Here is a 23623-nt window from a genome sequence, read left to right as displayed (position 1 = left end):
CTCACACACTGTCACTGCCATACAACCAGTCGGTTCAGAATCCGATCTCTGAAATCAGGGCGGTGCGCAACTTCTGCGCTCACAAGAGCGACGCTACATATCGAAAGATGCAGGGCTTCCTCCGTCCGGGCGTCTTGAACGTTCACACCCACACCCGGCAAAAGGTATCGGGAATTTCCCGATTTTCCCATTGGGTTGACTGCCTCAAGGTCATCGCAGAGGCCGGGGTGTACTGATCGACAGAGAGGTTCGGGGGGGGTGAGTCGCATTGCTTGCAACTCAATCTGTCGGCTTGCTTGGTACTCAGGCAGTCGGTCCAGGTTCGCAGAAAAGGCGACCAACCCATCTCGATTCTGCCAAACTACACCTATGAGCACCCCGAAGATTATTTATCTTGACCAGAACAAGTGGGTCGAGATCCTGCGCGCAGAATCGCACGGAGGAAATACACCAGCTACTCGCGCCGCCACTTCCTTACGCGAGGCGGTTGCAAACGGAAAAGCTGTAGTGCCGCTATCGGCTAGCCATTACATCGAGACATGGCATCGCTCGAAATGGGAGTCACGCTTTGGGCTAGCGTCCCTCATGCGCGACCTTTCAAACTATGCCACACTCGCGCCCGTACAATGCGTGCAGCGCTGGGAAATAGAAAGTTTACTGCTTCCTTTTTTGGGACTTTCGCACAAGGCTCCACCCACACCAAACCCTAAAGATAGGGTTCTGGCGCGCGGCGTTAACCACGCCTTCGGTTCGACCACTGGTCGGCTTCGGCTAGTCGACTCAGTCGCTTCGGCTAATGCACAGGAGGGTGAAACTGTAGAGCCCTCATCCGATCTCCTGTCTATTTTGCATCAGGTTCGCGCGCTACCCAATGATGCATACGAGTGGTGGTCACTTGCAGGCGACCGACACGACTCCATGATCCGGGAGGGTTTCGATACGCGAGGACAGCATAGGATAGGTGACGTTTATGCCGAACAGGAACGCGCCCTATCTCAGCACCTCACGGAGAATCCACAAAAGCGTTCGAAGCTAGATGAATTGATAGCAGCACAGGAACTAGTAGACCTTTCCGAAGATCTACACTCTTTCGCTTCAGGCATCGGAATAAGCCCCGAGCGCATATATGGACGCCTCGCTGAAATGGGCGCACCCAATTCTGCAATGGCACTGCTCGAATCTCTTCCATCTGTTTCTGTGAGATACACTGCACGTCGCCTTAAGCACCGAAATTCACAGTGGCGTTGGCAGCAGCACGATCACGTCGACATGGCCGCGCTGGCAGTTTCTATCCCCTACGCAGACGTTGTAGTCACAGAACGCCAGTGGGCCCATCTTTTCCATGTTGCAAAGATGGATCAAAAATTCAGAACAAAGGTCGTTAGCCAGCTGGGCGATCTCCCCGCCCTGCTAGAAAGGTGAGTCAGCCGCCCCTTGTCCACCAACCACCCACCAGCTCCCATCCCGTCCGCCTTCGACCCACACGTCGTGGAGCGGTCGTGGTTCAGGGCGTCAAGGTGGAGCGCGCCACTGTACGAACGACCTTGACGCCCTGGGCCGCGACTGCTCGGCTCTGCCTGGGTCGAAGGTGGTCGGGATGGGAGCTCCCCGACGCTCGCCCTACTCCGGCCGGCACTCGCGAACGGTGCCCCGTCCATCCCGGAGTCTGAGCGCCCCCGCCGGAGGCATCCTCTTGAAGCCGCGGGCTTGGTTCTCGACTCATGCCCCACGGGCCTATCCACAGCGGGCGCGCGTCGGCGGCGGCAGCGCCGAGCGGGCCGAAGGCAGGAGCGCGGGCGCAGCCAGAGCCGGGAAGCGCGCCCGGCGGAGCGGAGCGCAGCCGGGTGCCTTGATGAGGTAGAGAAACCTGTAACAACTCCAGGCGACGCCAGTAGTCAGGTGCCCGGCTGGGGGCTGATCACATGGGCGATGGCGTGCATGGAGTCGGTAACCGCTTCGGCCCCTGCCTCGACGAAGAGTTGATGCTTATGCGGCTTGTTGGCGAAGCCGACGGCTGCACTGCCGATCGCATGGGCGGCCTGGATGTCCGTAAGCGAGTCACCGATCAAGGTGCACAAGGAAACGTCAACGTCCAGATGTTCAGCCGCTGCGATCAGCGAGTGAGGGTTCGGCTTCATCAGCTCCGGATGCCCCTCGGGCCGTCCAACGATCGTGAGCACCTGATCTGACAACCCGTGTCGATCAAGGAATGCCCGGACGGCCTCGCCAGAGTTGTTGCTCACCACCGCCACCCCCCTTCCAGACGCTCGCACTGCCTCCAGAGAAGCAACGGCTCCGGAAACCGGTTCGCCGGCCACCCCTACGGCCTCCACCTCGGCTGCAGTGAGCGCCCTCTCGATTTCGAGTCCAACGGCATCATCCGCTTCGTGCGTCAGCCGCAAGACCTCCAGAGGGTCATCGATGCCGGACAGCTTCTCTTCCAGCTCCGGGTTTCCTTCGGCTGCAAGCTTGGCGAGATCCCTTGCAACCTGGTCCGCCGGGCGTCCCGCGAACACGTCGCAGATAGGGCCGTCGAAGTCGAACAGCACCACCGATGCTCCGGCGAGTACCGCGTTCAGGTCTTCAGTGTCCATCAAGATCGAATCCCCTCGCGATGGTGTTCCACACGCTGTCGAACCACATGCTGGCCTGCTGGACCTGCTGCGTACCGCTGGACGATTCACCGTCGTTCACGGAGTGATGGAAGAGAACCGTGTCCTTCCCGACGAGGTCGTAAATTTCGACGGGCGCACCCTGGGCCACGACCTTGTTGGGCTTGATCGGGTAATACCCGAAGAAGGCATCTGCCCCGTTGATCACGTACAGCTTGAAGAACTGCGTGCCGCTGTGCACCCGGACATCGACGCTCGTGTCAGGGACTAGGCCCAGGTGACTCAGCTCGGCCATTGAGTCGCGGATGCTGCGCGCATAGCCGGTCATGATCTCGTGCATCCGCAAGCGGAGCCGTTCGTCGTCACCGCAGTCCTCGCGGCGGACCGGGGCAGCTTGGGGAACCGCCATATCTGGGACGAGGATGCGGACCTTGATGCTGGAGGGCGTTAGCCTTCCAATACGGATCTTGTCCAACGGCTCTTGCAGCGCACCGTGCAGGGTCTCGCTGGAGAACCCTGCGAAGTCGATGGTGACGTCGGCGGCGGCGAACGCCTGCTCGACATAGGGACGGAGCCCCGCCGGCCGTTCCGTTCGGTTGCGGACGAAGACTCCGCTGCCCTTGCGGGAGACCACCAACCCCTCGTCTTCGAGATCCCGCAGAGCACGCTGGATAGTCGCGCGCGCGAAGCCGTAGTGCTCCGTCAACTCCTTCTGCGACGGAAGCTTCTCGCCTGGGGCGATCTTCCGTGTCCTGATCGCCGCCCCGAGGCTGCTTGCCACCTGCTCATAGGGCGGTCGGTCGTCGTCTGGGTCGAGGGGATCGGGGACGAAAGTCATGAAGCGATGGTACGCGGAAGCTCAGACATTGGGACAGCCAGGATAGCCAGGTGTTGACATGACTAGCCATGTTGCCTACGTTGGTCATGCAGCCAAGAAGGCTAGCCAAGTCAGTCACCTCTGCCAGAGGAGCAATCCCATGCCGTCCTTCAAGATCGATGTTTCGACCGCTGTCGTGTTCGTGGCGACGCCTCCGACGCCGAAGCTCGTGAGCAAGCAGACCGGTGAGATCGCGATCGACCGGGAGACCGGTGCCCCGCTCGCGACGGTGGGTCTGCTGGTCGCGGACGAGGGTGAGGGCAACCTCTACCAGGTGACCGTGCCGAACACGGGTGTCCCGGAGAATCTGGCCCCCGGTACCCCGGTCACGGTGGTCGGGCTCAAGGCCCGGGACTGGGAGAACACGTTCAACGGCCAGACCCGGCACGGGATCAGCTTCCGCGCGGTCGCTGTGACCCCGCTGGGGGCCTGATCATGTCGGACGTGTCCACGGTGATCGAGGTTGCGGGGGCTTTATCGGCTGCCGGTGGCCTCGGTTACGCGAAGGCCCGCTCTCCTCGGGTCTTCTGGTCGCTGGTCGGTGCCCCGGTCGCCCGGGTCCGGTTCACGCTCACGTATCGGGCGACGATGGATGTGTGCGGGCTGACGGTCCAGCCGTCCCGCCTGCGGGCATTCATGGTCCGCAACGTCGCCCGCCGTCAGGACGTCCAGCCGGTCCCCCCGCAGGTCCGCCGGGTCCGCTACTCGTCCACCGGTATGCGGGCGACCCTACGTCTCCCCGCCGGCCTGGAACCCGCAGACGTCGCCGCTGCCGGCGAACGCCTCCGGCACGCCTGGGGCGTCCACTCGGTGCATGTGGTGGAGGTGAAGCCGGGGTTCGTGGAACTGCGCATGACCGGCTATGACGTCCTCCGCCGGGTGAAGATGCCCCGCCGCCTGCCCCGCAAGCTCACCGCCGGCCCGCTGGTCGTCCCGGTCGCTCTGCGGGAGGACGGCACCGCGTTCGTCCGGGACTACCAGAAGATCCCGCACGCCCTGACGGTCGGCGCGAACCAGTCGGGCAAGTCGATGTATCAGCGCAACCTCATCTCCGGACTGGCGAAGCTCCCGGTCGGCCTGGTCGGGATCGACTGCAAGCGCGGTGTCGAACAGCGTGGCTACGCGCCCCGCCTCTCCGCCCTGGCCATCACCCCCGATGAGGCTGACGGTCTCCTGGAAGCCCTCGTGGGCGAGATGGAAGAGCGCTTCGACCTCCTCAGCTCTCATGGTGTCCCGGACATGTGGGACCTGCCCTCTGCGGTGCGGCCGGTGCCGTTGGTGGTCCTGGTCGATGAGGTGGCGGAACTGTTCCTCGTCGCCGCGAAGAAGGACGAGGAACGGCGGGACCGGATGGTGATGCGCATGATCCGGCTCGCGCAGATGGCCCGCGCGGTGGGGATCTTCCTGGAGGTGTGCGGGCAGCGCTTCGGCTCCGACCTCGGCAAGGGCGCCACCGCCCTGCGCGCCCAGCTCACCGGCCGGGTGGTACACCGAGTCAACGACAAGCAGACCGCCGAAATGGCCCTCGGAGACATCGCCCCCGAAGCCGTCTTCGCCGCCACCACCATCCCCCCGGACCGCCCCGGCGTCGCCGTGGCCGGAGACTCCTCCGGCGGCTGGTCCCGCATCCGCACCCCCGCCATGACTCCCGCCCAAGCCGTCGCGGTCTGCCGGGAGTACGCCCACCTAACCCCGCACCTCGCCGCTCTCGCGCCGTTCCGCCCGGTCGTTCCCGCCGCGCCGGCACCGGCCATGCCGCTGTTGAAGCCGCGCCCGGTCACCGAGTAACAACCCCTGCTCCGCCCGGTCGGCGTGACCGCCTCACGTCAGGTCCCTACCCCGCCCATGCCCGAAACCGGAAGGCACCACTGCCATGGCCACCCGACGGACCACCACCAAGCCTCCGAAGAACACCCCGCCCGCGCCGGTCGTCTGTTCGCCGTGCGACGGGTCCGGGATGGTCGCCGCCACGGTCCGCGTGGGCCGCAAGCGCCGCCCGGTCGGCCAGCAGGACGGCCTCTGCCTCAACTGCCTCGGCTCCGGCCTCGCCCCGGACGCCTGACCGTCCCTCCTCGCTCCGGTGCCCGGCGGCGGCCCCGTTCCCCGCCCGTCACCGGCCCACCCCTGTAAGGAGGTGAACCCCTGTGTCCCGCATCCGTATCGACGCGGTCCTCGTCCAGGCCGTGATCGCCGGTGCCCTGTCCTTCGCTCACCTGCATGACCTGGCTGAGGCGGCAGGTCAGGACGGCTGGAAAGCCTGGGCCTACCCGGTCAGCGTGGACCTGCTGCTTGTCGCTGCCTGGCGGCGCATGCGCACGACCGCCGACAACCGCGCCGCTTGGGCCTGGTTCGTCATCGCCCTGGCCGCATCGCTCGGTGCGAACGTTGCCACCGCCGGACTCCTCGACCTGGGCGACGTTCCGGCCTGGCTGCGCATCCTCGTCGCCGGCTGGCCCGCCCTCGCCTTCCTCGGCGGAACCCTCCTCGTCCACGCCCCCACCACCGCGCCCGCCGACCCGGACCCCGTCCCGGCTGCCGCAACGCCGGCTGCCCCGGCCGCCGAACCGGTCCCGGACGTGACGGTGGAACGGGCTCCCGACCCGGCTCCGGAACTCCCGCCGGCACCGGCCGCCGAACCTGCCCCGGTGCCTGTTCCGGCTCCTGCCCCTGCGGCTGTTCCGCCGGCGCTGCTCGACCACGCCCGGAAGCTGGCCGACGCCCACCAGACCGCGACCGGTGCCCGGATCGACGCCGCCACCCTGCGCGCCCGCCTCGGCGTCCCCGCACCCCTCGCAGACGCCATCACCGCCCAACTCGTCTAACCCACAAGGAGGTTCACGTCATGCCGCGTCCGAACCGCTTCACGAACGTGCTCCGCATAGGCCCCGTTCAGGTCGGCACCCACTACGACGGCCGGGGCCGCACCAAGCACGTCACCGCCTGCACCGCCCCCGGCTGCGACTTCTCCGCCGACTACCACGGCCGCGCCGCCGCCGAACTCGCCGCCCGCACCCACCGCTGCAACCCCTGACAGGAGGTCCCACCCGTGTTCACCCCGAAGATCCCGCCCCCGGACACCGCGCCCACCCCCGGCACGTCCCTGGTCCCGCCGCTCACCGGCCTCGTGCACCCCCCGGCCTGCACCTGCCACCACACCCCCGCCACACCCACGGCACCGGTTCCGGCTGCTGCGCCCGCCCGGCCGGCTGTGCGGTTCACCCCGGGCTCGCTGCTCGTCGCCGCCGCCGGCGGGACCGCCGTGGTCCTGGTCGTCGGGACGGTCCTGGTCTCGATGCTCCTGGCCACCGCGATCACCGCCGCCTCGGTCGCCGTGTGCGCCGTGGTCCTGCGCTCGCTGCTCAACCGCCCGAACAACCGCTAACCGGCCCCCGGGGCGGCTTCCACCGCCAAGTTTCCGCCGCCCCGGGTGCCCACCACTTCCAGATCCAACGGACCCGAAAGGGAGATCCCATCATGCCCCAGCACACCCCGCCCCGGCCGATCTGCGGCCACTGCGACGGATTCCCCACCGTCACCATCACCACCGGCCAGACCACCCCCGACGGGCAGCGCCAGACCATCACCGCCCACTGCCCCGCCTGCCGCGGCACCGGCCACACCACCGCCCCCGCCGCCCGCGCCCACACTCGGATCGGGGCCTGAGCGCCGTGGCCGACCTGACTCCGACCCCGGACCGCCCCGGTCTCCACGTCAGCAAGCCATCCCCGAAGGCCCCCGCGACCGGCTCGGCCGTCTGCCACTGCGGAGCCTCCGCAACCGCCACCGGGGACAGCCAGGTTCGTGCCCTGGTCGAGGGCTACACCGCGAACCACGGTGCGGCTCACCGCGACGGGGGTGCAGGTCGATGACCACCCACGCCCCTCGTGTGCTGGACCTGTTCGCCGGCCCCGGTGGCTGGTCCCAGGGATTACGCGCCCTGGGTGTCCGGGAGATCGGGTTGGAGATCGACACGGCTGCGTGCGCTACCCGCCGGGCGGCCGGTCACCTCACGATCCGTACCGACGTCGCCGCCTACCCCACCGCGCCCCTGGTCGGGAAGGTGGTCGGGCTGATCGGGTCGGCCCCGTGCCAGCCCTTCAGCAGCGCCGGCCTCGGTGCCGGACACGACGACATGCACCTGTGCCACCAGGCCCTGGACGACCTCGCCCGCTCCACCGACACCCGCCCCCTCCTGCGCACCGCCTGCACCGACCCCCGCTCCCTCCTGGTCGCCGAACCGCTGCGCTACGCCCTTGACCTCCACCCCGAGTGGATCGCCCTGGAAGAAGTCCCCGCGGCACAGCCCCTCTTCGAGCACACCGCCCGCATCCTCCGCACCCGTGGCTACTCAACGTGGGTCGGCATCCTCAACGCCGCCAACCATGGCGTTCCCCAGACCCGCCGGCGTGCCGTGCTGATGGCCTCCCGCACCCGCACCGCCACCCCGCCCGAGCCCACCCACGCCGAGACCGCCCAACCGGAAACCCTCTTCGGACCGGGCAGGCTGCCCTGGGTGTCCATGGGCGAGGCGATCGGCTGCCCCGCGGGAGACGTCATCACCCGGGGCAACCACACCTCCGGCGGTACCCGCTTCTCCACCACCGCCCCCGCCTGGGCTCTCACCGGTAGGGCACGCTCCTGGACCCTGCGCGTCGGCAACCGCCCCCGCTCCACCCGCCGCACCCTCGACCGCCCCGCCCCCACCCTCCTGTTCGGCCACTGCCTCAACGACGTCTCCTGGTACGACGACCACGGCACCGCCGTCCGCCGGCTCGCCGCAACAGAAGCGGCCGTCCTCCAGGGCTTCCCCGCCGACTACCCGTGGCAGGGGTCGCGGACCAAGCAGTTCGAGCAGATCGGCAACGCCGTACCCCCGCCCCTGGCCACCGCCATCCTCACCGGCCTCGGCACCACCGCCACCGCTGATCTGGAGGTGGCCGCGTGAGTGACACCGCCACCATGGCGGGCCTGGACCCGGCCACCCTGGGCGATCTGCTGAGGGTGGTCGGGTCTCCCGGCTTCGACCGCCTCACCGAACAACTCCGCCGCACCGGAGGCTGCTCCCAGCCCATCCACCTCACCGGAGCCACCAAAACCGTCGACCGCAGCACGGGCACGGTCCTGCACCACTACTCGACCGACACCGAGCCCGGCGGCCGCCTGCGGATCGCCTGCGGCAACCGCCGCGCCTCCCGCTGCCCCGCCTGCGCCTGGACCTACGCCGGCGACACCTACCACCTCATCCGCGCCGGACTCACCGGCGACCCCGACAAGGGCACCCCGACCACGATCCGGGATCACCCCCGGGTCTTCGCCACCCTGACGGCCCCCTCGTTCGGCCCGGTCCACAACCGGCCCGGCACCCGGTCCTGCCGTTGCGGTGTCCGGCACGCTGAGAACGCCCCGGAGTTGGGCACGCCGCTCGACCCCAGCACGTACGACTACGCGGGAGCGGTGCTGTGGAACAACCACGCCTCCGACCTCTGGCGCTACTTCACGATCTACCTCCGCCGCGAAATCGCCAAGCGTGCCGGACTCACCCAGAAGGAAGCCCGCCAGCAGTCCAAGGTGTCCTTCGGGAAGGTCGCGGAGTACCAGAAGCGCGGAGCCGTCCACTTCCATGCTGTGATCCGCTTCGACGGACCTGAAGGGCCGGACACCGCGCCCCCGGCCTGGGCCACCCTCGACCTGCTGGACGACGCGATCCGCGCCGCCGCCGCCCGCGTCGCAGTCGACGTGCCGGCCAACCCGGAAGCCGGAATCCACAAGGGGTGGACGCTGCGGTGGGGCACGCAACTCGACGTGCAGCCCATCGGCGCGTTCGGCAACGGCGAAGACCTCACCGAACAGGCCGTCGCCTCCTACGTCGCCAAATACGCCACCAAAGCCGCCGAGACCACCGGGACCGTCGACCACCGCGTCGGGAACAAGGAAGCCCTCGTTCTCCTCGACGTGCCCGAGCACCCGCGCCGGCTGATCGAAGCGTGCCTGGACCTGCATCACGCCTACCCGGAACGCAAGCTCCGCGACTGGGCCCACATGCTCGGCTTCCGCGGCCACTTCTCCACCAAATCCCGCGCCTACTCCACCACCCTCGGCGCCCTCCGACAGGTCCGCGCCGACTACCGCGCCGCCGAACAACGCGCCGCCCTCGGCCTCCCCGACCCGGACGACCACCCGGAGGCCACCACGCTCACGCTCGCGCACTGGGCCTACGCCGGCAACGGCCACACCCCCGGCGAATCCTGGCTCGCCGCCAACATCCACCGCGACATCCAACACAACCGCGAAACCGCCCGCGAACACCGCGCCGCACTGCAAGACCAACTCGCTCTGGAAGGAGCCGCATCGTGACCACCGCAACCGCCGAACTCCTCACCGTGCCCGAGGTCATGGCGCGGCTGAAGCTCGGACGCTCCACCGTCTACGACCTGATCCGCTCCCGCCGACTGACCTCCATCACCATCGGCCGGGCCCGGCGTATCCCCGCCGACGCCGTACGGGACTTCATCGTCAACGAGATCGAGGAAGCCGCCTGATGCCTCCCCAGCGCAAGCGCAACCCCAACGGCGCGGGCACCATCACCAAGCGCAAGGACGGCCGCTATCAAGCAGCGGTCTACGTCCTCCAGCCGGACGGCACTCGCGCCCGCAAGTTCGCCTACGGCAAGACCTGGGCCGAATGCGACGCCAAGCGCCGTGACCTGCTCGCCAAGGTGGACCAGGGAGTACCCGTGCCCACGCGGTCGGCCAAGCTCTCCGAGTGGCTGCCCTACTGGCTGGAGAACATCATCAAGCCGCGCCGCAAGCGCACGACCTACGCGAAGTACGAGACGCACATCCGCCTCTACCTCGTGCCCATGCTCGGCTCGAAGCGCCTCGAATCGTTGAGCGTCGCTGACGTCCGGCGCTTCCTGGTACGGCTGGAGCAGCAGACCACCGCGGCGACCGCCAAGGAGTCCCACCGCGTCCTGCGTACGGCGCTGACGGCGGCTTGCCGGGAGGAACTTGTCATGCGGAACGTGGCGACCCTCGTGGAACCACCCTCGGCAGTGGCGCGGGATCTTTCCCCCTGGTCGTTGGACGAGACCCTGTCCTTCCTCACCTCCGCCCGGAAGGACCCGCTCTACGCGGCTTTCGTCCTCGCCATCGCGCTCGGCTTCCGTCGTGGGGAGATCGTGGGCCTTCGGTGGGAGAACGTGGACCTCGACAAGCGGGAGATCCGGGTCCGCACTCAGCGGCAGCGTGTCCGCGGTGAGGCGTACGAGGACGATCCCAAGGGGCGTCGCAGGAAGCAGACGCTTCCCCTGCCCGCCCTGTGCGTGGCCCCGCTCCGCTGGGAACGTCTAAGGCAAGCGGCCCTGCGTGAGGCTGCCGGTGATCAGTGGGAGGAGACCGGCTACGTGTTCACCACCCGCTCCGGCCGGCCGATTGAGCCGCGCAACCTGTACCGCTCGTTCACCCGGGTCGCGGGCACCGCCGGGCTTCGTGTGATCCGGCTGCACGATGCCCGCCACGGCTGCGCGACCCTGCTCACCGCCGCCGGGGTCGCTCCCCGTGTCGTGATGGAGATCCTCGGGCACAGTCAGATCGCCGTCACGATGAACATCTATGCCCACGTCGTGCAGGACACGCAGCGCGAGGCCGTGAGTCACCTCGACCGGATGTTGAAGCGGCAGCGGCCCGACCGTGGGTGACCGCGCCCGTTGATGTCAGAGGTGGATGTCAAAGACCCCCAGCCATGATCGGCTGGGGGTCTTTGTGCTGGTGGGCGCGGACGGTTTCGAACCGCCGACATCTGCTTTGTAAGAGCAGCGCTCTACCCCTGAGCTACGCACCCGTGGATGAGGCAACAGCGTACATGGACCGGGCCCCCTGCTCATAAACCGATCCGGGGGTGGGGGGGATAACCCCACCCCCGAGACGGTAGCCGCCCGGATGCCCCCGCAGGGGCCCCGGTGCATACGGTTTGCAGTACACCGGCAGCGAGGACCGGTGACACCGTCCGGCTGTACCTCCTGGGGGACCGATCACCGTGAACATCCGTACCAGCGCACCGACCCGCAAGCGCAGCAGGTTCCCCGGCCGGGTCATCGCCGTGGGGAGCGGGGCCGCGCTGTTCGCGCTGGCCCTCACCGGGTGCGGGAGCGCCGACGTCGATGACGCCCCTGTGGAGCGCAAGTCGTTCGCGTTGGCGGGGAAGACGCTGACCATCGACGCCGAGGACTCGACCGTCACGCTCGTGCCGGCCGATGTGAAGGAGGTCGAGGTGGAGCGGCAGGTCGACGGATGGGTCTTCCTGGGCAGTGGGCCCGATCCCGTCTGGAGCATGAAGGACGACACCCTGACGCTCCGGGTGAAGTGCGACGCCATGATCAACAACTGTGCCGCGCGCCACGAGGTGAAGGTGCCCCGCGGGGTGACCGTGGCGGCCGACGCGGACAACGGCCGGGTCACCGCGGTCGGGTTCGACACCCCGCTGCGGCTCTCCGCCGACAACGGCGACATCGTCGTACGCGACTCCGGCGGGCCGCTCGACCTCAAGAGCGACAACGGTTCCGTCATCGCCGAGCGGATAGGCACCAAGTCCGTGGTCGCCCGTGCGGACAACGGGGAGATCCGGCTGGGGTTCAGCAGCGTGCCCGATCTGGTGGACACCGTGAGCGACAACGGGAGCATCGTCATCGATCTGCCGCAGGGCGGAGAGAAGTACGCGGTGAACGCGAGCGCTGACAACGGCGAGGTCAACATCGGAGTGCCGCGCAGCGACAGCAGCGCCCATGTCGTGAAGGCCCGCAGCGACAACGGGGAAGTGAAGGTGCGAACCGCGAACTAACGGGCCCGTGTGTTCGTCCTTACCTGATGGGAGAATGTATCGGGCAGGGGCGGAACCATACGGGAGAGGGATGTGACGGCGACGCACACGCGGCCAGAGGCAGGAGCGGGTGGGAGTTCCGCCGTCGAGAGCGTTTCCGGCGCCCGGGATGAACGCCGCGCGCGGCGAGCCCCGGAGAGCCGGGACGTCAGCGCGCAGCCCGACCGGGAGAGCCGGGGCGGGGGCGTGCGGCGAGATCAGGGAAGCCGGGGCGGGCGCGCGCAGCGAGCCGCAGGGAGCCTGGACGAGGGTGCGCAGCCCGACCGGGAGAGCCGGGGCGGGGCCGCTCAGCGCAATCAGCAAAAGCCGGCAGGTCAGGGGGTCCGGGATGTTCTGGCCCTCGTGCTGCTGCCCGTGCCTCTGCTCGTCGCCACGCTGCCCGCCGCCTTCGCCGGGGGCGGTACGCGGCGGTGGTTCGGCGGGCGTGGGGAGAGCCAGCGCGCCGAGGCCCAGGCGGCCAGGGACGCGGCCGCCGAGGCCTTCTACGAGCTGGACACCGCCCAGCGTGATCTCCAGATCTCCATCGAGACGATCAACGCCGTCGACAACTCCCCCCGTGGACGCAAGGCGGCGGAGGACTTCGCCGCCCTGGGGCGGCGGATCGACGACGTCAGCCACGCCTACATCACCGCCGTCGACGCCCACGACCTGGACCGGGACGACCTGGAGCCCTCCGTCGCCTCCCGCGCCCGCGCCGAGCTGACCCGCGCCAAGGACGATCTCGTCCAGGTCAAGGGCGAGCTGGACCGGTTCGGGCAGGGGCTCGGGACGCTGCTGGGCAGTGCCGAGACCCAGCTCGCCCGGCTCGCCCCCGCCGTGGAGCGGGCTCGGCAGGCGCTGCTCGGCGCGAGCAACGCGCTCGATGCCGTACGGGCGGCGGGGCTGCGCGCCGATGAGCTCGCGGCTCGGCTCGCCGCCCTCGCCCCGGAGCTGACCAAGCTGAACCAGGGCGCGGGCAAGCACGGTGTCGCCGAGACGCTCCAGCGGGCCGATGTGGTGCTGCGGGACGCGGAGGCCCTGCGGGCCGAGGCGGAGCGGCTGCCGGAGCGGGCCGCCGAGATCGACCGGCGGCTGGTGTCGCTGCGGACCCGCGCCCAGGCCCTGACGACCCGGACGAGTTCGGTGGAGCCGGTCCTCAGCGAGCTGCGGCGGCGCTTCTCGGCCGCCTGCTGGCAGGACCTCCAGTCGGTGCCGGAGCAGGCCGCCGTCAACGTGGCGCAGGCCGAGGAGAAGCTCGCGGAGGCGGCGAAGGCCCGCGCCGAGCAGCACTGGGCGGATGCCACGTCCCGGCTGTCCACGGTCCGCGCCCTGCTCAACGCGGTCGACGAGGCGGTCTCCGCCGCCGGGGACCGGTTGCAGCGGCTGGACGCCGTGGCGAAGGACCCACAGCAGGAGATCGAGCGGACGCGGTTCGCCGTACGGGACGCGCAGCGCCTCGCCATGGCCGGCCGGCACACGCCCGATCCCCGGCACGCCCGGCCGCTGGACGACTCCGTGGCCCGGCTGGACCGGGCCATCGCCGGTCTGGAGGGCCGCCACCCCGACTACTGGCACTTCCTGACCGAGACCGAGGCCGTGCGGCAGACCGCCGCCCGGGTCGTCTCCGACATCCGCGACGAACGCGGCGCCGGGGCCTGATCCCGTACGGCCCCAGGCCCGTAGCCGTCGGCCCCCGATGGCTCTAGCCTGGGGCCATGCCTCGCTATGAATTCCGCTGCCGCACCTGCGGCGACACGTTCGAACTCAGCCGCCCCATGGCCCGGTCCTCGGACCCGGCCTCCTGCCCCGCAGGCCACGACGACACCGTCAAGCTGCTCTCCACCGTGGCCGTGGGCGGCACCGCCGCCTCCGCACCCGCACCGTCCGGTGGCGGCGGTGGCGGCGGAGGCTGCTGCGGCGGCGGTTGCTGCGGCTGAGCCCGGCCACGTGAACGAAGCCACGCACGCGAAGCCACGTAAGCCAAGCCACGTGAACGAAACCATGTGAACGAAGCCATGTGAGCGAGCGCTCGCGTTACCTCTTGCGGGAGAGCGTCAGGCCGTCCGAGACCGCCAGCAGCACGCTGTCCATCCGGGCGTCGGCGGTCACATGGTCGTTGAACTCCTTGATCGCCGCCGTCGACCCGGTCGCCTGCGGGTCGGTGACACCGCCGTGGAAGAGCACGTTGTCCACGGCGATGACACCGCCCTGCCGCATCCGGGGCACCAGCTCCTCCCAGTACGCGATGTAGCCGCCCTTGTCCGCGTCCAGGTAGGCGAAGTCGATGTGGGGCTCGGCGGGCATCGCGCGCAGGGTGTCCAGGGCCGGGGCGATGCGCAGGTCGATCCGGTCCGCGACGCCCGCCTTCTCCCAGGCCTCACGGCCGTACGCCGTCCACTCCTCCGAGACGTCGCAGGCGATCAGCGTGCCGTCGGCGGGCAGCGCCTGGGCCATCGCCAGGGCGCTGAACCCGGTGAACGTGCCGACCTCCACCACATGCCGCGCACCCACCAGCCGGACGAGGAAGGCGAGCAGCGGGGCCTGCTCCTCGGCCGACACCATGCCCGCGTGGTCGGGGAAGCGGGTGTACGTGGTCTCCACCAGCTCCCGCTGGACCGGGTCCAGCGGCGGGTTGTGGGCCAGCATGTACGCGTACAGCTCGTCGGTGATCGTGGTCTCGTTGCCCTTGGTCATGCGGGTGCGCTTCCCTCGTGGTCGTGAAGTGGCGCCGCGTCCGTCCGCCGCGCTCTGCCCCCAGCTTCGCGCACCGCGCGCCCGCCGGCAGCGGAACTCACGCGGCCGAGGCCGCCAGGAACCGGCGCAGGATCTCCTCCCCCGCCGCCCCGCCCCGCTCCCGCAACGCCACGACGTGCGGCGCGCGCCAGTCGCTCTCGGCCAGTTCGCCGTGGCCGGGGCGCCAGCCCAGGTCGGCGGCGAGCAGCAGGTCGGCGTCGAGGAGGGAGTCGCCGGCGGCCAGCGTGCGGGTGGCGCCGGTGCGGCGGGCGACCTCGTTCATGGCGGCGCTCTTGGTGAGCGGCACCGGGACCGCGTAGATCTTGCGGCCCTGGAGGGAGACCGTCCAGCCGCGCTCCCGCGCCCACACCGCCAGCTCCTTCACCCACTGCTCGGGCAGCAGGGAGCGCTCGACGACCAGGTAGGCGAAGAGGTTCTCGGCCACCCGTTCCTTGAGCAGCCAGGCCGGGTCGGCGGTGGTCGCGAGGTGGGCGCGGATCTCGGTGAGGGGTGCGCACTCGTCGGCGATACGGGCCTCCACCTGGGCCTGCCAGTCCCGGTCGGAGACCCCGTCGACGAGGATGTGCCCGCCGTTGGCGCAGATCGCGTACCGGGGGGCGGGGCCGGGGAGGTGGATGCGGTGGTACTGCTCGCGGGTGCGGGTGGTGGTGGGGACGAAGACCGTGGAGCCGGCCACGTCGGTGAGGAGGGCGGCGGCCGTCTCCGTCATGTACGAGAGGGGCTTGTGGCCGTACACCTCGACGCAGAGGAGCCGGGGGGCCTCCGCGTCCGGCATCGACAGGTCGAGCGCCGCCGCCGAGTAGATGAGGGTGCGGTCCAGGTCGCTCGCCACCAGCGTGACGGCGCCGTCCGGTGCGGGGGTCGTGCTCATGCGCCCGTCACCGCCTTGCCGTCCGCGCCCGTCGCGCCCCGGGTGAACCGGGGGTGGATCAGACCGACACAGCTGTACGGGAGGTCGTCGACCTCCTCGACCGGGACGCCGCGCTGCTCGGCCAGCAGCCGGATGTGGGTCAGGTCCGCGCCCGCGCCGCGCTTGGCGAGGATCTTCCAGGGGACCCGGCGCAGCAGGACCCGGGTGGTCTCGCCGACGCCCGGCTTGACCAGGTTGACGTCGCCGATGCCGTACTCCTCGCTGATCCGCTCCACGGCGGCCCAGCCCTCCCAGGTCGGGGCCCGGTCGGCGGCGAGCAACTCCTTGGTCTCCGCGTCGACTTCCCCCGCCACCTCCTCGAACCGCGCGGCCACCGCCGCCAGGAAGGCGCCGGAGACGTCGGACTCGGCCAGCTCGCGGTAGAACTTCGCGCCGTGGAAGTCGTCGGGACCGACCAGGTCGGCGCGGAGCACCGTACGGGAGATGAGGCCGGAGACCGTGGAGTTGAGGCAGGCCGAGGGGATCAGGAAGTCCTCGCGGGTGCCGTACGTCCGCACGCAGCCGCCCGGGTCGGCGAGCACCGCGATCTCCGGGTCGAAGCCGGCCGCCCCCTTCGAGCCGCCGGGTCCGCCGGATGCCTCGAACTCCTCGATGGCCGCCGCCAGTTCGCGGGTGATCGCGCCCTTGCCGGTCCAGCCGTCGACGAAGACCACGTCGGCCGGGTCGTGGTGGGCGGCCAGCCAGCGCAGGGCGGTGGCGTCGATGCCCCGGCCCCGGACGATGGAGATGGCGTAGTGCGGCAGGTCCAGGCCGTGCCGGTGGCGGGCCCAGTGGCGCATCAGCACCCCGACCGGCGTTCCGGCGCGGGCGAGCGAGACGAGGACCGGGCGCGGGCCCCGTTCGGCGAGGACCGTCTCGGTGACGGTGCCCACCGCACGGGCGATGCGCGCGGCGGAGGCGTCCAGGGCGGCCGTGAACAGGGCCTGGTACTCGGCGCTCGGCTGGTACTCGACGGGCAGCGACTCGGCGTAGTGCGCGCCACCGCTCTGGATCGCCTCCTCGCGCTCCTCGGTGGGCGCCTCCAGCGCGGTGTGCGAGAGGTCCTGGAGCAGCCAGCCGACGTCCTCGGGCGCGTAACTGGAGAAGTCGGGGCCTCTCAGGGGCTCGGGCAGCACGGCGGGCTCCTGCTCGTGGTGGGGGGCGGGTGCGGGGGCGTACGAGGGGACGACGGCGAGGAGGACGTGGCCGGTGTGGGCCGCCAGGCGGGCCAGCAGGCCGTCGGGGGCGTGCAGTTCGGGGGTGTCGGCGGTGGAGTCGACGACGGCGACCACCGCGTCGAAGCCCGCTCCCGCCACGTTGTAGGCGTACCGGTCGCCGGGGCCGTCCGCCGGGTCGTCGTGGGCCGGGAAGACCAGGCGGGTGCGTATCGCGTAGCCGGGGTCGTCGACGGCGAGGACCGGGGAGCGGGTGGTGGTGGAGTAGCGGACCTCGGCGTCGGCCCCGAGCGCGGCCTCCAGCGCGGTACCCAGGCGCAGCGGCGCGTACATCAGCTCCTCGAAGCCGAGGACGAGTACGCGGCCCCGGCGGGCCTCGTCGCCCAGCGCGGCGGCGATCCGCTCCGCCATGCCCGGGAGCGCCGCTTCGAGCGCCGCCCGGTGGGCCGGGGTGAAGCCGTGCCGGCCGCCGTCCGGGACGCCTGCGGGCCAGCCCACGTCGACCCGGGTGGCCGGGGCGGGGGCAGCACCTGCGACGGCCTCCCCGCCCGGCCCCGCCTGCTCGGCCGGCCCCGCCTGCGCCGCCTCCTGTGCCTGCTCCGCCTCCTGCTCCGCGACCAGGGCCTGGCCCCGTTCCAGTACGCCTTCGGGGAGCGTGACCGTGCCCGTGGAGCGGGTCACCAGGTCGACGCGGGCGCCGATCTCGGCGGCGAAGGCGGTCAGCCGGTCCCGGTCCCCCGCCGAGCGCATGTCGACCAGCGCGACGATGACGTACCGCTCGCGCGGGTGCGCCTCGTGCAGCGCGCGGATGGTGTTGAGCACGGTGTTGCCGGTGGAGAACTCGTCGTCGACCAGCACCAGCACCGAGGCGTCGGCGCCCCCCGCCAGCAGCTGGGGGTCCTCCGGCAGCAGCAGGTGCGAGGTGGCGTGCGAGTGGGCCTCCTCGAAGCCGCCCGCCTGCGCAACGCCCGCGACCGGCCGCCGGGTGGAGTGGAGGTACGGGGCCTCCCGCAGGCCGTCCGCGACGGCGTGGCCGAGGCCAGTGGCCGTCTCCGCGTACCCGAGGACGACCGCGCGGCGGGCGTCCCGCTCGCCGAGGAGGGCCCGTACGCGCTCGCCGAGCCCGTACCCGGCTCCGTACACGACGGAGGGGTGCTGGGGCACATGCTTGCCCAGCACGTTGGAGACGAGCAGGTGGGCCCGCTTGGGGTTGCGGCGCAGGGCGAGGCCCAGCAGCTCCTGGAGCTCCCCGTCGCCCTCCAGGGCCACGCCCAGCCGCTCGGCCACCCAGTTACCCGACCACACCACGTCCACCGTCTCTTCTCTCCTCGCGCGCCCGCTCATCGGTGCGCGCTCACTTCGCCAGGCCGGCGGCCAGCAGGTCCACGAAGCCGACGTCCTCGCCCGCCACCCCGAAGACCTCGGCCCGCAGGAGGGTGCGCTCGGCCCAGGCCCGGTGGGGCTTCACTTCGTTCATCTTGTTCGTGTACGCGGAGCGCAGCACCCCGCCGCCCCCGCGCTCGGGCCGCAGGATGTCCTGCGCGTCGGTGAACTCCTCGTGGCTGACCACGGAGAGCGCGTGGACGGGTGCCACGTGCGACGGGTGGATGCAGGTCTTGCCGAGCAGCCCGTTGGCGCGGTCGAGCTCGATCTCCCGCAGCAGGCCGTCGAGGTCGTGCTCGATGAGGGCCGTACGCAGCTCCTCGGCGCTGCCCTCGAGGAAGGGGCTGCGACGCAGCTGGGGCTTGAACATGCGCTCCTGGCGGCGGAAGTACTCCCAGACCGGGCCGGTGATCGTGAAGCCGGTGCCGTCGGCCCGGCCCAGCACGTTGACCACGTCGGCGATCACGGAGCCGACGATCTGGACGTCGTACGCCGTCATGTCGGGCGCGCGGCGCAGTCCGTAGGCCGAGCAGAAGTCGGTGACGCCGAGCCGCAGGGCGAGCACCCGGTCCCGGTACTTGTCGACGGAGCGCGCGATTCCCTGGAGGACCTCGCCGCGCGTCTCCAGGTGGAGCAGCTCGGGCGATTCGAGGACGGGCATGGCGAACAGCCGCTGCCCGCAGGCCGCTTCGGCTTCCGTCAGGGCCTCCAGGAAGAGGGTTCCGCGCTCCTCGGTGAATTTGGGAAGTACAAAACCGGACAACGTCCGGACCGAGGGGCCGAGCCGGTTCACCAGGTCGGTGATCTGGCCCGGTTCGCGGACCCGGACGAAGAGGAGCGGCAGCCCGGCGCCGGTGGTGTCCCGTTCGGCGAGGTCCGCGAACTGCCTGACCAGGTTGGCCTCGGCGCCGACCACCTCGGCGTCGTCGATCGAGTCCTCCAGGCACAGCACCATGGAGACGACGCCACGCCCGGCCTGCTTCATCACATCGTCGGCCAGCGCGGGCCGGGTGGCCGGGGAGTAGAGCGTGGCGCCCAGGGCGACGGAGAGCAGGCTCGCGGGCGAGGCCGCGTCGAACTCGCACGGCTCCCGGAAGAACAGGCCCTCCCGGGCAGCGGGCGACATATACCCGAAGTGACGCATGAGTTTCCCCCGAACTGCCTGACCGGCCTGACAACGTATGGCCGGTAATAGTACGTGCGGACGAGTGCCGACAGTTCCCGATGTACATGAACAGCCGGTTATCCACCCTCCGCCCGGCCTCTCCGCGCGGTACCGTCCGGCCCCCTTCTTCGCGCTCCCGAGCCCGGTGCCGGCGCGACAGGGCACGGTCTTTGCCGCCCCCGCGTTGTCCGCACGTGCCGCCAGCAGGCAGGATGACGCCCATGACGCACACGATGCTGAAGGGCTCGAACGTCCCGGTCGACGCCGTGGCCGTACGGGCCGTGCTGCGCTGGACGCCGGGGGCCGACGTGCCCGATGTGGACGCCTCCGCCCTGCTGCTCGGCGCATCGGGTCGTGTGCGGTCCGACGAGGACTTCGTCTTCTACAACCAGCCGCGCCACCCCTCCGGGCTGGTCCGGCGGCTGCCGAAGCGCAGTGTCTCCGAGGGGCTCACGGACACGATCGAGGCGGATCTCGGCGCGCTCGACGCGTCGGTGGACCAGGTGGTCATTGCCGCCTCGTCCGACGGTGCCGCCTTCGAGCAGGTGCCGGACCTGCGGATACTCCTCTTCGATGCCGCGTTCGCCGACGGGGATCCGCTGGCCGTCTTCGATGTGCGGCCGGAGACCGGGGAGGAGACCGCGATCATCTGCGGGGAGCTCTACCGGCGCGGCGAGGGGTGGAAGTTCCGGGCGGTCGGCCAGGGCTATCCGACCGGGCTGATCGGTCTTGCCACCGCCTTCGGGATCTCGGTCGACGATTCGGAGGCCGCGGGCGAGGGCGGGGCGCAGGAGCCGGCCGGGGCCGCCCAGGCGCCCGCGCAGCCGGCCGCCGCTCCCGCGCACGCCACCGCCGATCCCGCCGCCCCCGCGCACGCGGCCTCCGCGCCGGACCCGGACTCCCAGGCCACGGTCCTGCACCGGCAGCCCGCCTACGGCTATCCGCAGCCCGTCGCGCCCCCGGCCATGCCGCCCGTGCCCGCGCCGCAGCCTGTCGCGGGCGTCGCCCAGCCCGCGTACGGCTACCCGCAGGGGGCCGGTGCGCCGCCCGCGTACGGCTATCCGCAGCCGGCGGCGGCCGCCGCGCACGCGCCCGACCCGCACTTCGTCCTGCCGCCGCAAGGGCCGCAGTTCATCCGGTCCTGAGGTAACGCCCCGGCTCGGGGCGCAGCCGTACGGCCGGGGCGCCGCTCAGGTCCGGGACTTGTAGCCCCGCCCCCACTGCATGCCGTAGCCGTAGAGCCGGTCCAGCTCGGACTGGAACCCGTAGACGAACTTCACCTCGCGCCGCACGATCAGCTCGTCGTTGACGTTCTCCACGGTGAAGACCGCGCAGGACCGGGCCTGCGGCGCGCGCTCGTCCAGTTCGATCTCGATCCGGGGGCCGTTGCCCGGGTAGAGCGTGATCTTGGCGTGCGTACGGTCGAACGCGGGCGTCCGGTCGTAGATGTAGACGAAGAACAGCAGCCGCTTGAACTGGTCGCGCTGGTCGAGGTTGACGTAGACCGTCTCCCCGGAGGGGGCGCCGAAGCGGTCGTCCCCGCTGAGCCGGATGTAGGGCGGGCTGTTCAGATCGCCTATCAGGTTGCCCAGTGGCTGTACGACCCCCTTGGTGCCGTCCTTCAGCTCGTACATGCAGCCGAGGTCCAGGTCGACGTTGACGACGCCCTGGGTGTGCGCCTGGACCACCTCGGGCTGGAAGAGCTGGAGGGGGCGCCGGAGCCGGCCGCTCTGGCGTGAGCGGCCCTCGATGTCCGAGGTGCGCATCCGCCAGGACAGGTTGACCCGCAGGTTGCCCGAGAGGGCGCCCTGTTTGCTGAGCGAGACCGTGGCATTGCGTTTCGAGAGCTGGATGGCGCTCGATGTGCCGTTGCCCGAGTCGAACTGTGCCGCGCGCGCCGGCCACAGGCCGTCGAAGAAACCCATCCCAACCCCCACCCTGTCGGCCTGTCGGCCTGTCGCCTGTCGTCGCGTGCTCCGCACACCGCTGCGGGGCGGCCACCGGGCCGGGTCCGGGAGTTCCCGGAGAGCCGTCGCCGTGTGGGCCGCCCCGCAGAGAGCGTTCCTCAATCCTTACCGGGTCACACCCCGGAGCGGACTTCGGCCTTGGAATCCGGACTTCCTCCGGTGTCCCCGCCGCCTCCGCCCAACGCGGCGATGGACTTGTTGCGGCGGATCGAGGACCAGAAGGAGAGGCCGATGAGGACGACGCCGATCAGGCCGGTGATGATCTCGTTGATCTCGTACCGGATGGTGATCAGCAGAATGCCTGCGAGCGCGCCGATCGCGTAGTGCGCGCCGTGCTCCAGGAAGACGTAGTCGTCCAGCGTGCCCTGGCGGACCAGGTAGACGGTGAGGGAACGGACGTACATGGCGCCGATACCGAGACCGAGGGCCATCAGCACGATCTCGTTGGTGATGGCGAAGGCGCCGATGACACCGTCGAACGAGAAGGAGGCGTCCAGGACTTCCAGGTAGAGGAAGAGGAAGAACGCGGCCTTCCCGGCGAGGGCGACCCCCGTGACGGGCTTGCCCTTCTTCTTGGCCTCTTCCTCGGCCTCGTGCTCGCGCTCCTCCTCCTCTTCGAGCTTGTCCTCGAAGAATCCGGAGAGCCCGCCGACGACGAGGTAGGTGATCAGACCCGCGATACCCGAGAGCATGACGGTCGACGCCTTGTCCACGTGCCCGCCACCGTGCTGGTGGGCCTGGGTCGCGAAGGTCATGGCGGTGATCATCAGCACGATCAGCGCGACGCAGACCGACAGCATGTCGACCTTGCCGAGCTTGGCGAGCGGGCGCTCGATCCAGCGGAGCCACTGGATGTCACGCTCCTCGAAGATGAAGTCGAGGAAGATCATCAACAGGAACATGCCACCGAAGGCGGCGATCGACGGATGGGCGTCCGTGACCAGTTCCTTGTACCTCTCGGGGTCGTTGAAGGAGAGGTCGATGGCCTCGATGGGCCCGAGCTGGGCACTGACGGCCACGATCACGACGGGGAAGACCAGCCGCATACCGAACACGGCGATGAGGATGCCGATGGTGAGGAAGATCTTCTGCCAGAAGGCATTCATCTTCTTCAGGATTCCGGCGTTGATCACCGCGTTGTCGAAGGACAGCGAGATCTCCAGGATCGTCAGGATCGCGACGATACCGAAGGCGTGCCACCCCCCGTAGAAGAAGGCTGCGACCAGGCCGAGCGCGGTAACCGCGAACGACCAGCCGAAGGTTTTCAGAACCACTGGTACCCCATCGTGTTATGTAAGGGTCTCCCCCGGTGTGTACGGGGCTCCCCCGCGCCGTGCGCGGCGTTACGAAACGTTGACGCCGAAGTCTAGAGCGATGCCGCGCAGGCCCGACGCGTACCCCTGACCGACTGCACGGAATTTCCACTCACCCTGATAGCGGTAGAGCTCTCCGAAGATCATCGCGGTCTCCGTCGAGGCGTCCTCACTGAGGTCGTACCGCGCCAGCTCCTGGCCGTCGGCCTGGTTGACCACGCGGATGAAGGCGTTGCTGACCTGCCCGAACGCCTGGCCCCGGTTCTCCGCCTCATGGATGGAGACCGGAAAGACGATCTTGTCGCAGTGGGCGGGGACCTGGTCGAGCCGGACGATGACCGACTCGTCGTCGCCGTCGCCCTCACCCGTCAGGTTGTCACCGGTGTGCTCGACGGAGCCGTCGGGGCTGGTGAGGTTGTTGTAGAAGACGAACCACTCGTCACCGAGCACCCGGCCCGACTGGCACAGCAGGGCGCTGGCGTCGAGGTCGAAATCGGCTCCGGTGGTGGAGCGTGCGTCCCAGCCGAGCCCGACCAGCACCTGCGTGAGGTTGGGTGCGACCTTGGAGAGGGAGACATTGCCTCCCTTGGCGAGCGTGACGCCCTTGTGTGTCC

Annotated in this window: 26 protein-coding genes and 1 tRNA gene; 17 read left to right on the top strand and 10 right to left on the bottom strand. The window is 69.9% G+C overall.

The genetic code is table 11. The features are described 5' to 3' along the window. Positions 1-369 precede the first annotated feature (369 nt). Positions 370-1422, top strand: coding sequence for a hypothetical protein (locus AB0917_RS02860; protein ID WP_366817653.1), 1053 nt, complete (start codon positions 370-372; stop codon positions 1420-1422). Between the two features lie 473 nt (positions 1423-1895). Here the strand turns inward: AB0917_RS02860 and AB0917_RS02855 are convergent, their stop codons facing one another. Both AB0917_RS02855 and AB0917_RS02850 read right to left on the bottom strand, forming a co-directional pair. Next, the gene (locus AB0917_RS02855; protein WP_366817652.1) at positions 1896-2594 is read right to left on the bottom strand and encodes an HAD-IA family hydrolase; all 699 of its coding nucleotides are present in this window, start codon (positions 2592-2594) and stop codon (positions 1896-1898) included. After that, entirely contained in the window at positions 2584-3450 is an 867-nt protein-coding gene (locus AB0917_RS02850) for a GntR family transcriptional regulator (protein WP_136015596.1), read from the bottom strand. Before AB0917_RS02850 ends, AB0917_RS02855 begins: the two co-directional genes overlap by 11 nt. A gap of 139 nt (positions 3451-3589) precedes the next feature. On the opposite strand from AB0917_RS02850, the gene AB0917_RS02845 reads away from it, so the two are divergent. The 12 genes from AB0917_RS02845 to AB0917_RS02790 all read left to right on the top strand — a co-directional run bounded on the left by AB0917_RS02845 (position 3590) and on the right by AB0917_RS02790 (position 11185). Then, entirely contained in the window at positions 3590-3922 is a 333-nt protein-coding gene (locus AB0917_RS02845; RefSeq protein ID WP_007452857.1) for a hypothetical protein, read from the top strand. Positions 3923-3924: 2 nt separating this feature from the next. Continuing rightward, a complete protein-coding gene (locus AB0917_RS02840; protein WP_366817651.1) occupies positions 3925-5277 on the top strand; it encodes an FtsK/SpoIIIE domain-containing protein in 1353 nt (450 codons plus the stop codon). 85 nt (positions 5278-5362) lie between these two features. Then, positions 5363-5551, top strand: coding sequence for a hypothetical protein (locus AB0917_RS02835; RefSeq protein ID WP_086777995.1), 189 nt, complete (start codon positions 5363-5365; stop codon positions 5549-5551). 82 nt (positions 5552-5633) lie between these two features. After that, positions 5634-6311 (top strand): DUF2637 domain-containing protein, encoded by a 678-nt coding sequence (locus AB0917_RS02830; protein WP_366817650.1) that lies wholly within the window; start codon positions 5634-5636, stop codon positions 6309-6311. Positions 6312-6331: 20 nt separating this feature from the next. Then, entirely contained in the window at positions 6332-6520 is a 189-nt protein-coding gene (locus AB0917_RS02825; protein ID WP_032784819.1) for a mobile element transfer protein, read from the top strand. Positions 6521-6535: 15 nt separating this feature from the next. Continuing rightward, entirely contained in the window at positions 6536-6871 is a 336-nt protein-coding gene (locus tag AB0917_RS02820) for a SpdD protein (protein ID WP_366817649.1), read from the top strand. A gap of 92 nt (positions 6872-6963) precedes the next feature. Beyond that, entirely contained in the window at positions 6964-7152 is a 189-nt protein-coding gene (locus tag AB0917_RS02815) for a hypothetical protein (protein ID WP_366817648.1), read from the top strand. A gap of 5 nt (positions 7153-7157) precedes the next feature. Further along, a complete protein-coding gene (locus AB0917_RS02810) occupies positions 7158-7358 on the top strand; it encodes a hypothetical protein (protein WP_366817647.1) in 201 nt (66 codons plus the stop codon). Next, on the top strand, positions 7355-8434 hold the full coding sequence (locus tag AB0917_RS02805; RefSeq protein ID WP_366817646.1) for a DNA cytosine methyltransferase: 1080 nt from the start codon (positions 7355-7357) through the stop codon (positions 8432-8434). The genes AB0917_RS02810 and AB0917_RS02805 overlap by 4 nt, the downstream gene beginning before the upstream one ends. Beyond that, positions 8431-9843, top strand: coding sequence for a replication initiator protein RepSA (gene repSA, locus AB0917_RS02800; RefSeq protein WP_366817645.1), 1413 nt, complete (start codon positions 8431-8433; stop codon positions 9841-9843). Before AB0917_RS02805 ends, repSA begins: the two co-directional genes overlap by 4 nt. Further along, positions 9840-10028, top strand: coding sequence for a helix-turn-helix domain-containing protein (locus AB0917_RS02795; RefSeq protein ID WP_093693932.1), 189 nt, complete (start codon positions 9840-9842; stop codon positions 10026-10028). Before repSA ends, AB0917_RS02795 begins: the two co-directional genes overlap by 4 nt. Next, positions 10028-11185, top strand: coding sequence for a site-specific integrase (locus tag AB0917_RS02790; RefSeq protein ID WP_366817644.1), 1158 nt, complete (start codon positions 10028-10030; stop codon positions 11183-11185). The genes AB0917_RS02795 and AB0917_RS02790 overlap by 1 nt, the downstream gene beginning before the upstream one ends. Positions 11186-11253: 68 nt before the next feature. Here AB0917_RS02790 and AB0917_RS02785 read toward each other — a convergent pair. After that, a tRNA-Val gene (locus tag AB0917_RS02785) sits at positions 11254-11328 on the bottom strand. Between the two features lie 195 nt (positions 11329-11523). On the opposite strand from AB0917_RS02785, the gene AB0917_RS02780 reads away from it, so the two are divergent. The 3 genes from AB0917_RS02780 (at position 11524) to AB0917_RS02770 (ending at position 14279) form a co-directional block, all read left to right on the top strand. Continuing rightward, on the top strand, positions 11524-12324 hold the full coding sequence (locus AB0917_RS02780) for a DUF4097 family beta strand repeat-containing protein (protein ID WP_366817643.1): 801 nt from the start codon (positions 11524-11526) through the stop codon (positions 12322-12324). A gap of 279 nt (positions 12325-12603) precedes the next feature. Beyond that, on the top strand, positions 12604-14001 hold the full coding sequence (locus AB0917_RS02775; RefSeq protein ID WP_366817736.1) for a hypothetical protein: 1398 nt from the start codon (positions 12604-12606) through the stop codon (positions 13999-14001). 56 nt (positions 14002-14057) lie between these two features. Then, positions 14058-14279, top strand: coding sequence for a zinc ribbon domain-containing protein (locus AB0917_RS02770; protein ID WP_366817642.1), 222 nt, complete (start codon positions 14058-14060; stop codon positions 14277-14279). A gap of 97 nt (positions 14280-14376) precedes the next feature. On the opposite strand, the gene AB0917_RS02765 is transcribed toward AB0917_RS02770, so the two are convergent. From AB0917_RS02765 to AB0917_RS02750, 4 genes are all read right to left on the bottom strand, one after another. Continuing rightward, positions 14377-15036, bottom strand: coding sequence for a class I SAM-dependent methyltransferase (locus tag AB0917_RS02765; RefSeq protein ID WP_366817641.1), 660 nt, complete (start codon positions 15034-15036; stop codon positions 14377-14379). 97 nt (positions 15037-15133) lie between these two features. Then, positions 15134-15967, bottom strand: a complete 834-nt coding sequence (locus AB0917_RS02760; protein WP_366817640.1) for an HAD family hydrolase — start codon at positions 15965-15967, stop codon at positions 15134-15136. Then, on the bottom strand, positions 15964-18525 hold the full coding sequence (locus tag AB0917_RS02755) for a phosphoribosyltransferase (RefSeq protein WP_366817639.1): 2562 nt from the start codon (positions 18523-18525) through the stop codon (positions 15964-15966). The genes AB0917_RS02760 and AB0917_RS02755 overlap by 4 nt, the downstream gene beginning before the upstream one ends. Positions 18526-18535: 10 nt before the next feature. Continuing rightward, the gene (locus AB0917_RS02750) at positions 18536-19708 is read right to left on the bottom strand and encodes an HpcH/HpaI aldolase/citrate lyase family protein (protein ID WP_366817638.1); all 1173 of its coding nucleotides are present in this window, start codon (positions 19706-19708) and stop codon (positions 18536-18538) included. 233 nt (positions 19709-19941) lie between these two features. Here AB0917_RS02750 and AB0917_RS02745 point away from each other — a divergent pair, with 233 nt between their 5' ends. Continuing rightward, positions 19942-20874 carry a TerD family protein gene (locus AB0917_RS02745; protein ID WP_366817637.1) on the top strand — a complete coding sequence of 311 codons (933 nt, stop codon included), beginning with the start codon at positions 19942-19944 and terminating at the stop codon, positions 20872-20874. A 45-nt stretch (positions 20875-20919) separates the two neighbouring features. Here the strand turns inward: AB0917_RS02745 and AB0917_RS02740 are convergent, their stop codons facing one another. From AB0917_RS02740 to AB0917_RS02730, 3 genes are all read right to left on the bottom strand, one after another. Then, positions 20920-21654 (bottom strand): Tellurium resistance, encoded by a 735-nt coding sequence (locus AB0917_RS02740; RefSeq protein ID WP_366817636.1) that lies wholly within the window; start codon positions 21652-21654, stop codon positions 20920-20922. A 155-nt stretch (positions 21655-21809) separates the two neighbouring features. Then, positions 21810-22970 carry a DUF475 domain-containing protein gene (locus AB0917_RS02735; protein ID WP_366817635.1) on the bottom strand — a complete coding sequence of 387 codons (1161 nt, stop codon included), beginning with the start codon at positions 22968-22970 and terminating at the stop codon, positions 21810-21812. 69 nt (positions 22971-23039) lie between these two features. After that, on the bottom strand, positions 23040-23623 hold a 584-nt coding region (locus tag AB0917_RS02730), incomplete at its 5' end, for a TerD family protein (RefSeq protein ID WP_366817634.1).

Source organism: Streptomyces sp. NPDC007346, assembly GCF_040703535.1.
GTDB lineage: Bacteria > Actinomycetota > Actinomycetes > Streptomycetales > Streptomycetaceae > Streptomyces.
The sequence above is the reverse complement of the archived record's forward strand: the minus strand, read 5'-3'. Positions and strand labels throughout refer to the sequence as shown.

What these genes read in the sequence shown, in the direction of transcription:
- AB0917_RS02750 (WP_366817638.1), bottom strand. Translation starts at nt 19,708, where the DNA reads ATGCGTCACTTCGGGTATATGTCGCCCGCTGCCCGGGAGGGCCTGTTC.
- AB0917_RS02845 (WP_007452857.1), top strand. Translation starts at nt 3,590, where the DNA reads ATGCCGTCCTTCAAGATCGATGTTTCGACCGCTGTCGTGTTCGTGGCG.
- AB0917_RS02770 (WP_366817642.1), top strand. Translation starts at nt 14,058, where the DNA reads ATGCCTCGCTATGAATTCCGCTGCCGCACCTGCGGCGACACGTTCGAA.
- AB0917_RS02740 (WP_366817636.1), bottom strand. Translation starts at nt 21,654, where the DNA reads ATGGGTTTCTTCGACGGCCTGTGGCCGGCGCGCGCGGCACAGTTCGAC.
- AB0917_RS02760 (WP_366817640.1), bottom strand. Translation starts at nt 15,967, where the DNA reads ATGAGCACGACCCCCGCACCGGACGGCGCCGTCACGCTGGTGGCGAGC.
- AB0917_RS02840 (WP_366817651.1), top strand. Translation starts at nt 3,925, where the DNA reads ATGTCGGACGTGTCCACGGTGATCGAGGTTGCGGGGGCTTTATCGGCT.
- AB0917_RS02805 (WP_366817646.1), top strand. Translation starts at nt 7,355, where the DNA reads ATGACCACCCACGCCCCTCGTGTGCTGGACCTGTTCGCCGGCCCCGGT.
- AB0917_RS02860 (WP_366817653.1), top strand. Translation starts at nt 370, where the DNA reads ATGAGCACCCCGAAGATTATTTATCTTGACCAGAACAAGTGGGTCGAG.
- AB0917_RS02825 (WP_032784819.1), top strand. Translation starts at nt 6,332, where the DNA reads ATGCCGCGTCCGAACCGCTTCACGAACGTGCTCCGCATAGGCCCCGTT.
- AB0917_RS02855 (WP_366817652.1), bottom strand. Translation starts at nt 2,594, where the DNA reads ATGGACACTGAAGACCTGAACGCGGTACTCGCCGGAGCATCGGTGGTG.
- AB0917_RS02815 (WP_366817648.1), top strand. Translation starts at nt 6,964, where the DNA reads ATGCCCCAGCACACCCCGCCCCGGCCGATCTGCGGCCACTGCGACGGA.
- AB0917_RS02850 (WP_136015596.1), bottom strand. Translation starts at nt 3,450, where the DNA reads ATGACTTTCGTCCCCGATCCCCTCGACCCAGACGACGACCGACCGCCC.
- AB0917_RS02790 (WP_366817644.1), top strand. Translation starts at nt 10,028, where the DNA reads ATGCCTCCCCAGCGCAAGCGCAACCCCAACGGCGCGGGCACCATCACC.
- AB0917_RS02765 (WP_366817641.1), bottom strand. Translation starts at nt 15,036, where the DNA reads ATGACCAAGGGCAACGAGACCACGATCACCGACGAGCTGTACGCGTAC.
- AB0917_RS02745 (WP_366817637.1), top strand. Translation starts at nt 19,942, where the DNA reads ATGACGCCCATGACGCACACGATGCTGAAGGGCTCGAACGTCCCGGTC.
- AB0917_RS02835 (WP_086777995.1), top strand. Translation starts at nt 5,363, where the DNA reads ATGGCCACCCGACGGACCACCACCAAGCCTCCGAAGAACACCCCGCCC.
- AB0917_RS02755 (WP_366817639.1), bottom strand. Translation starts at nt 18,525, where the DNA reads ATGAGCGGGCGCGCGAGGAGAGAAGAGACGGTGGACGTGGTGTGGTCG.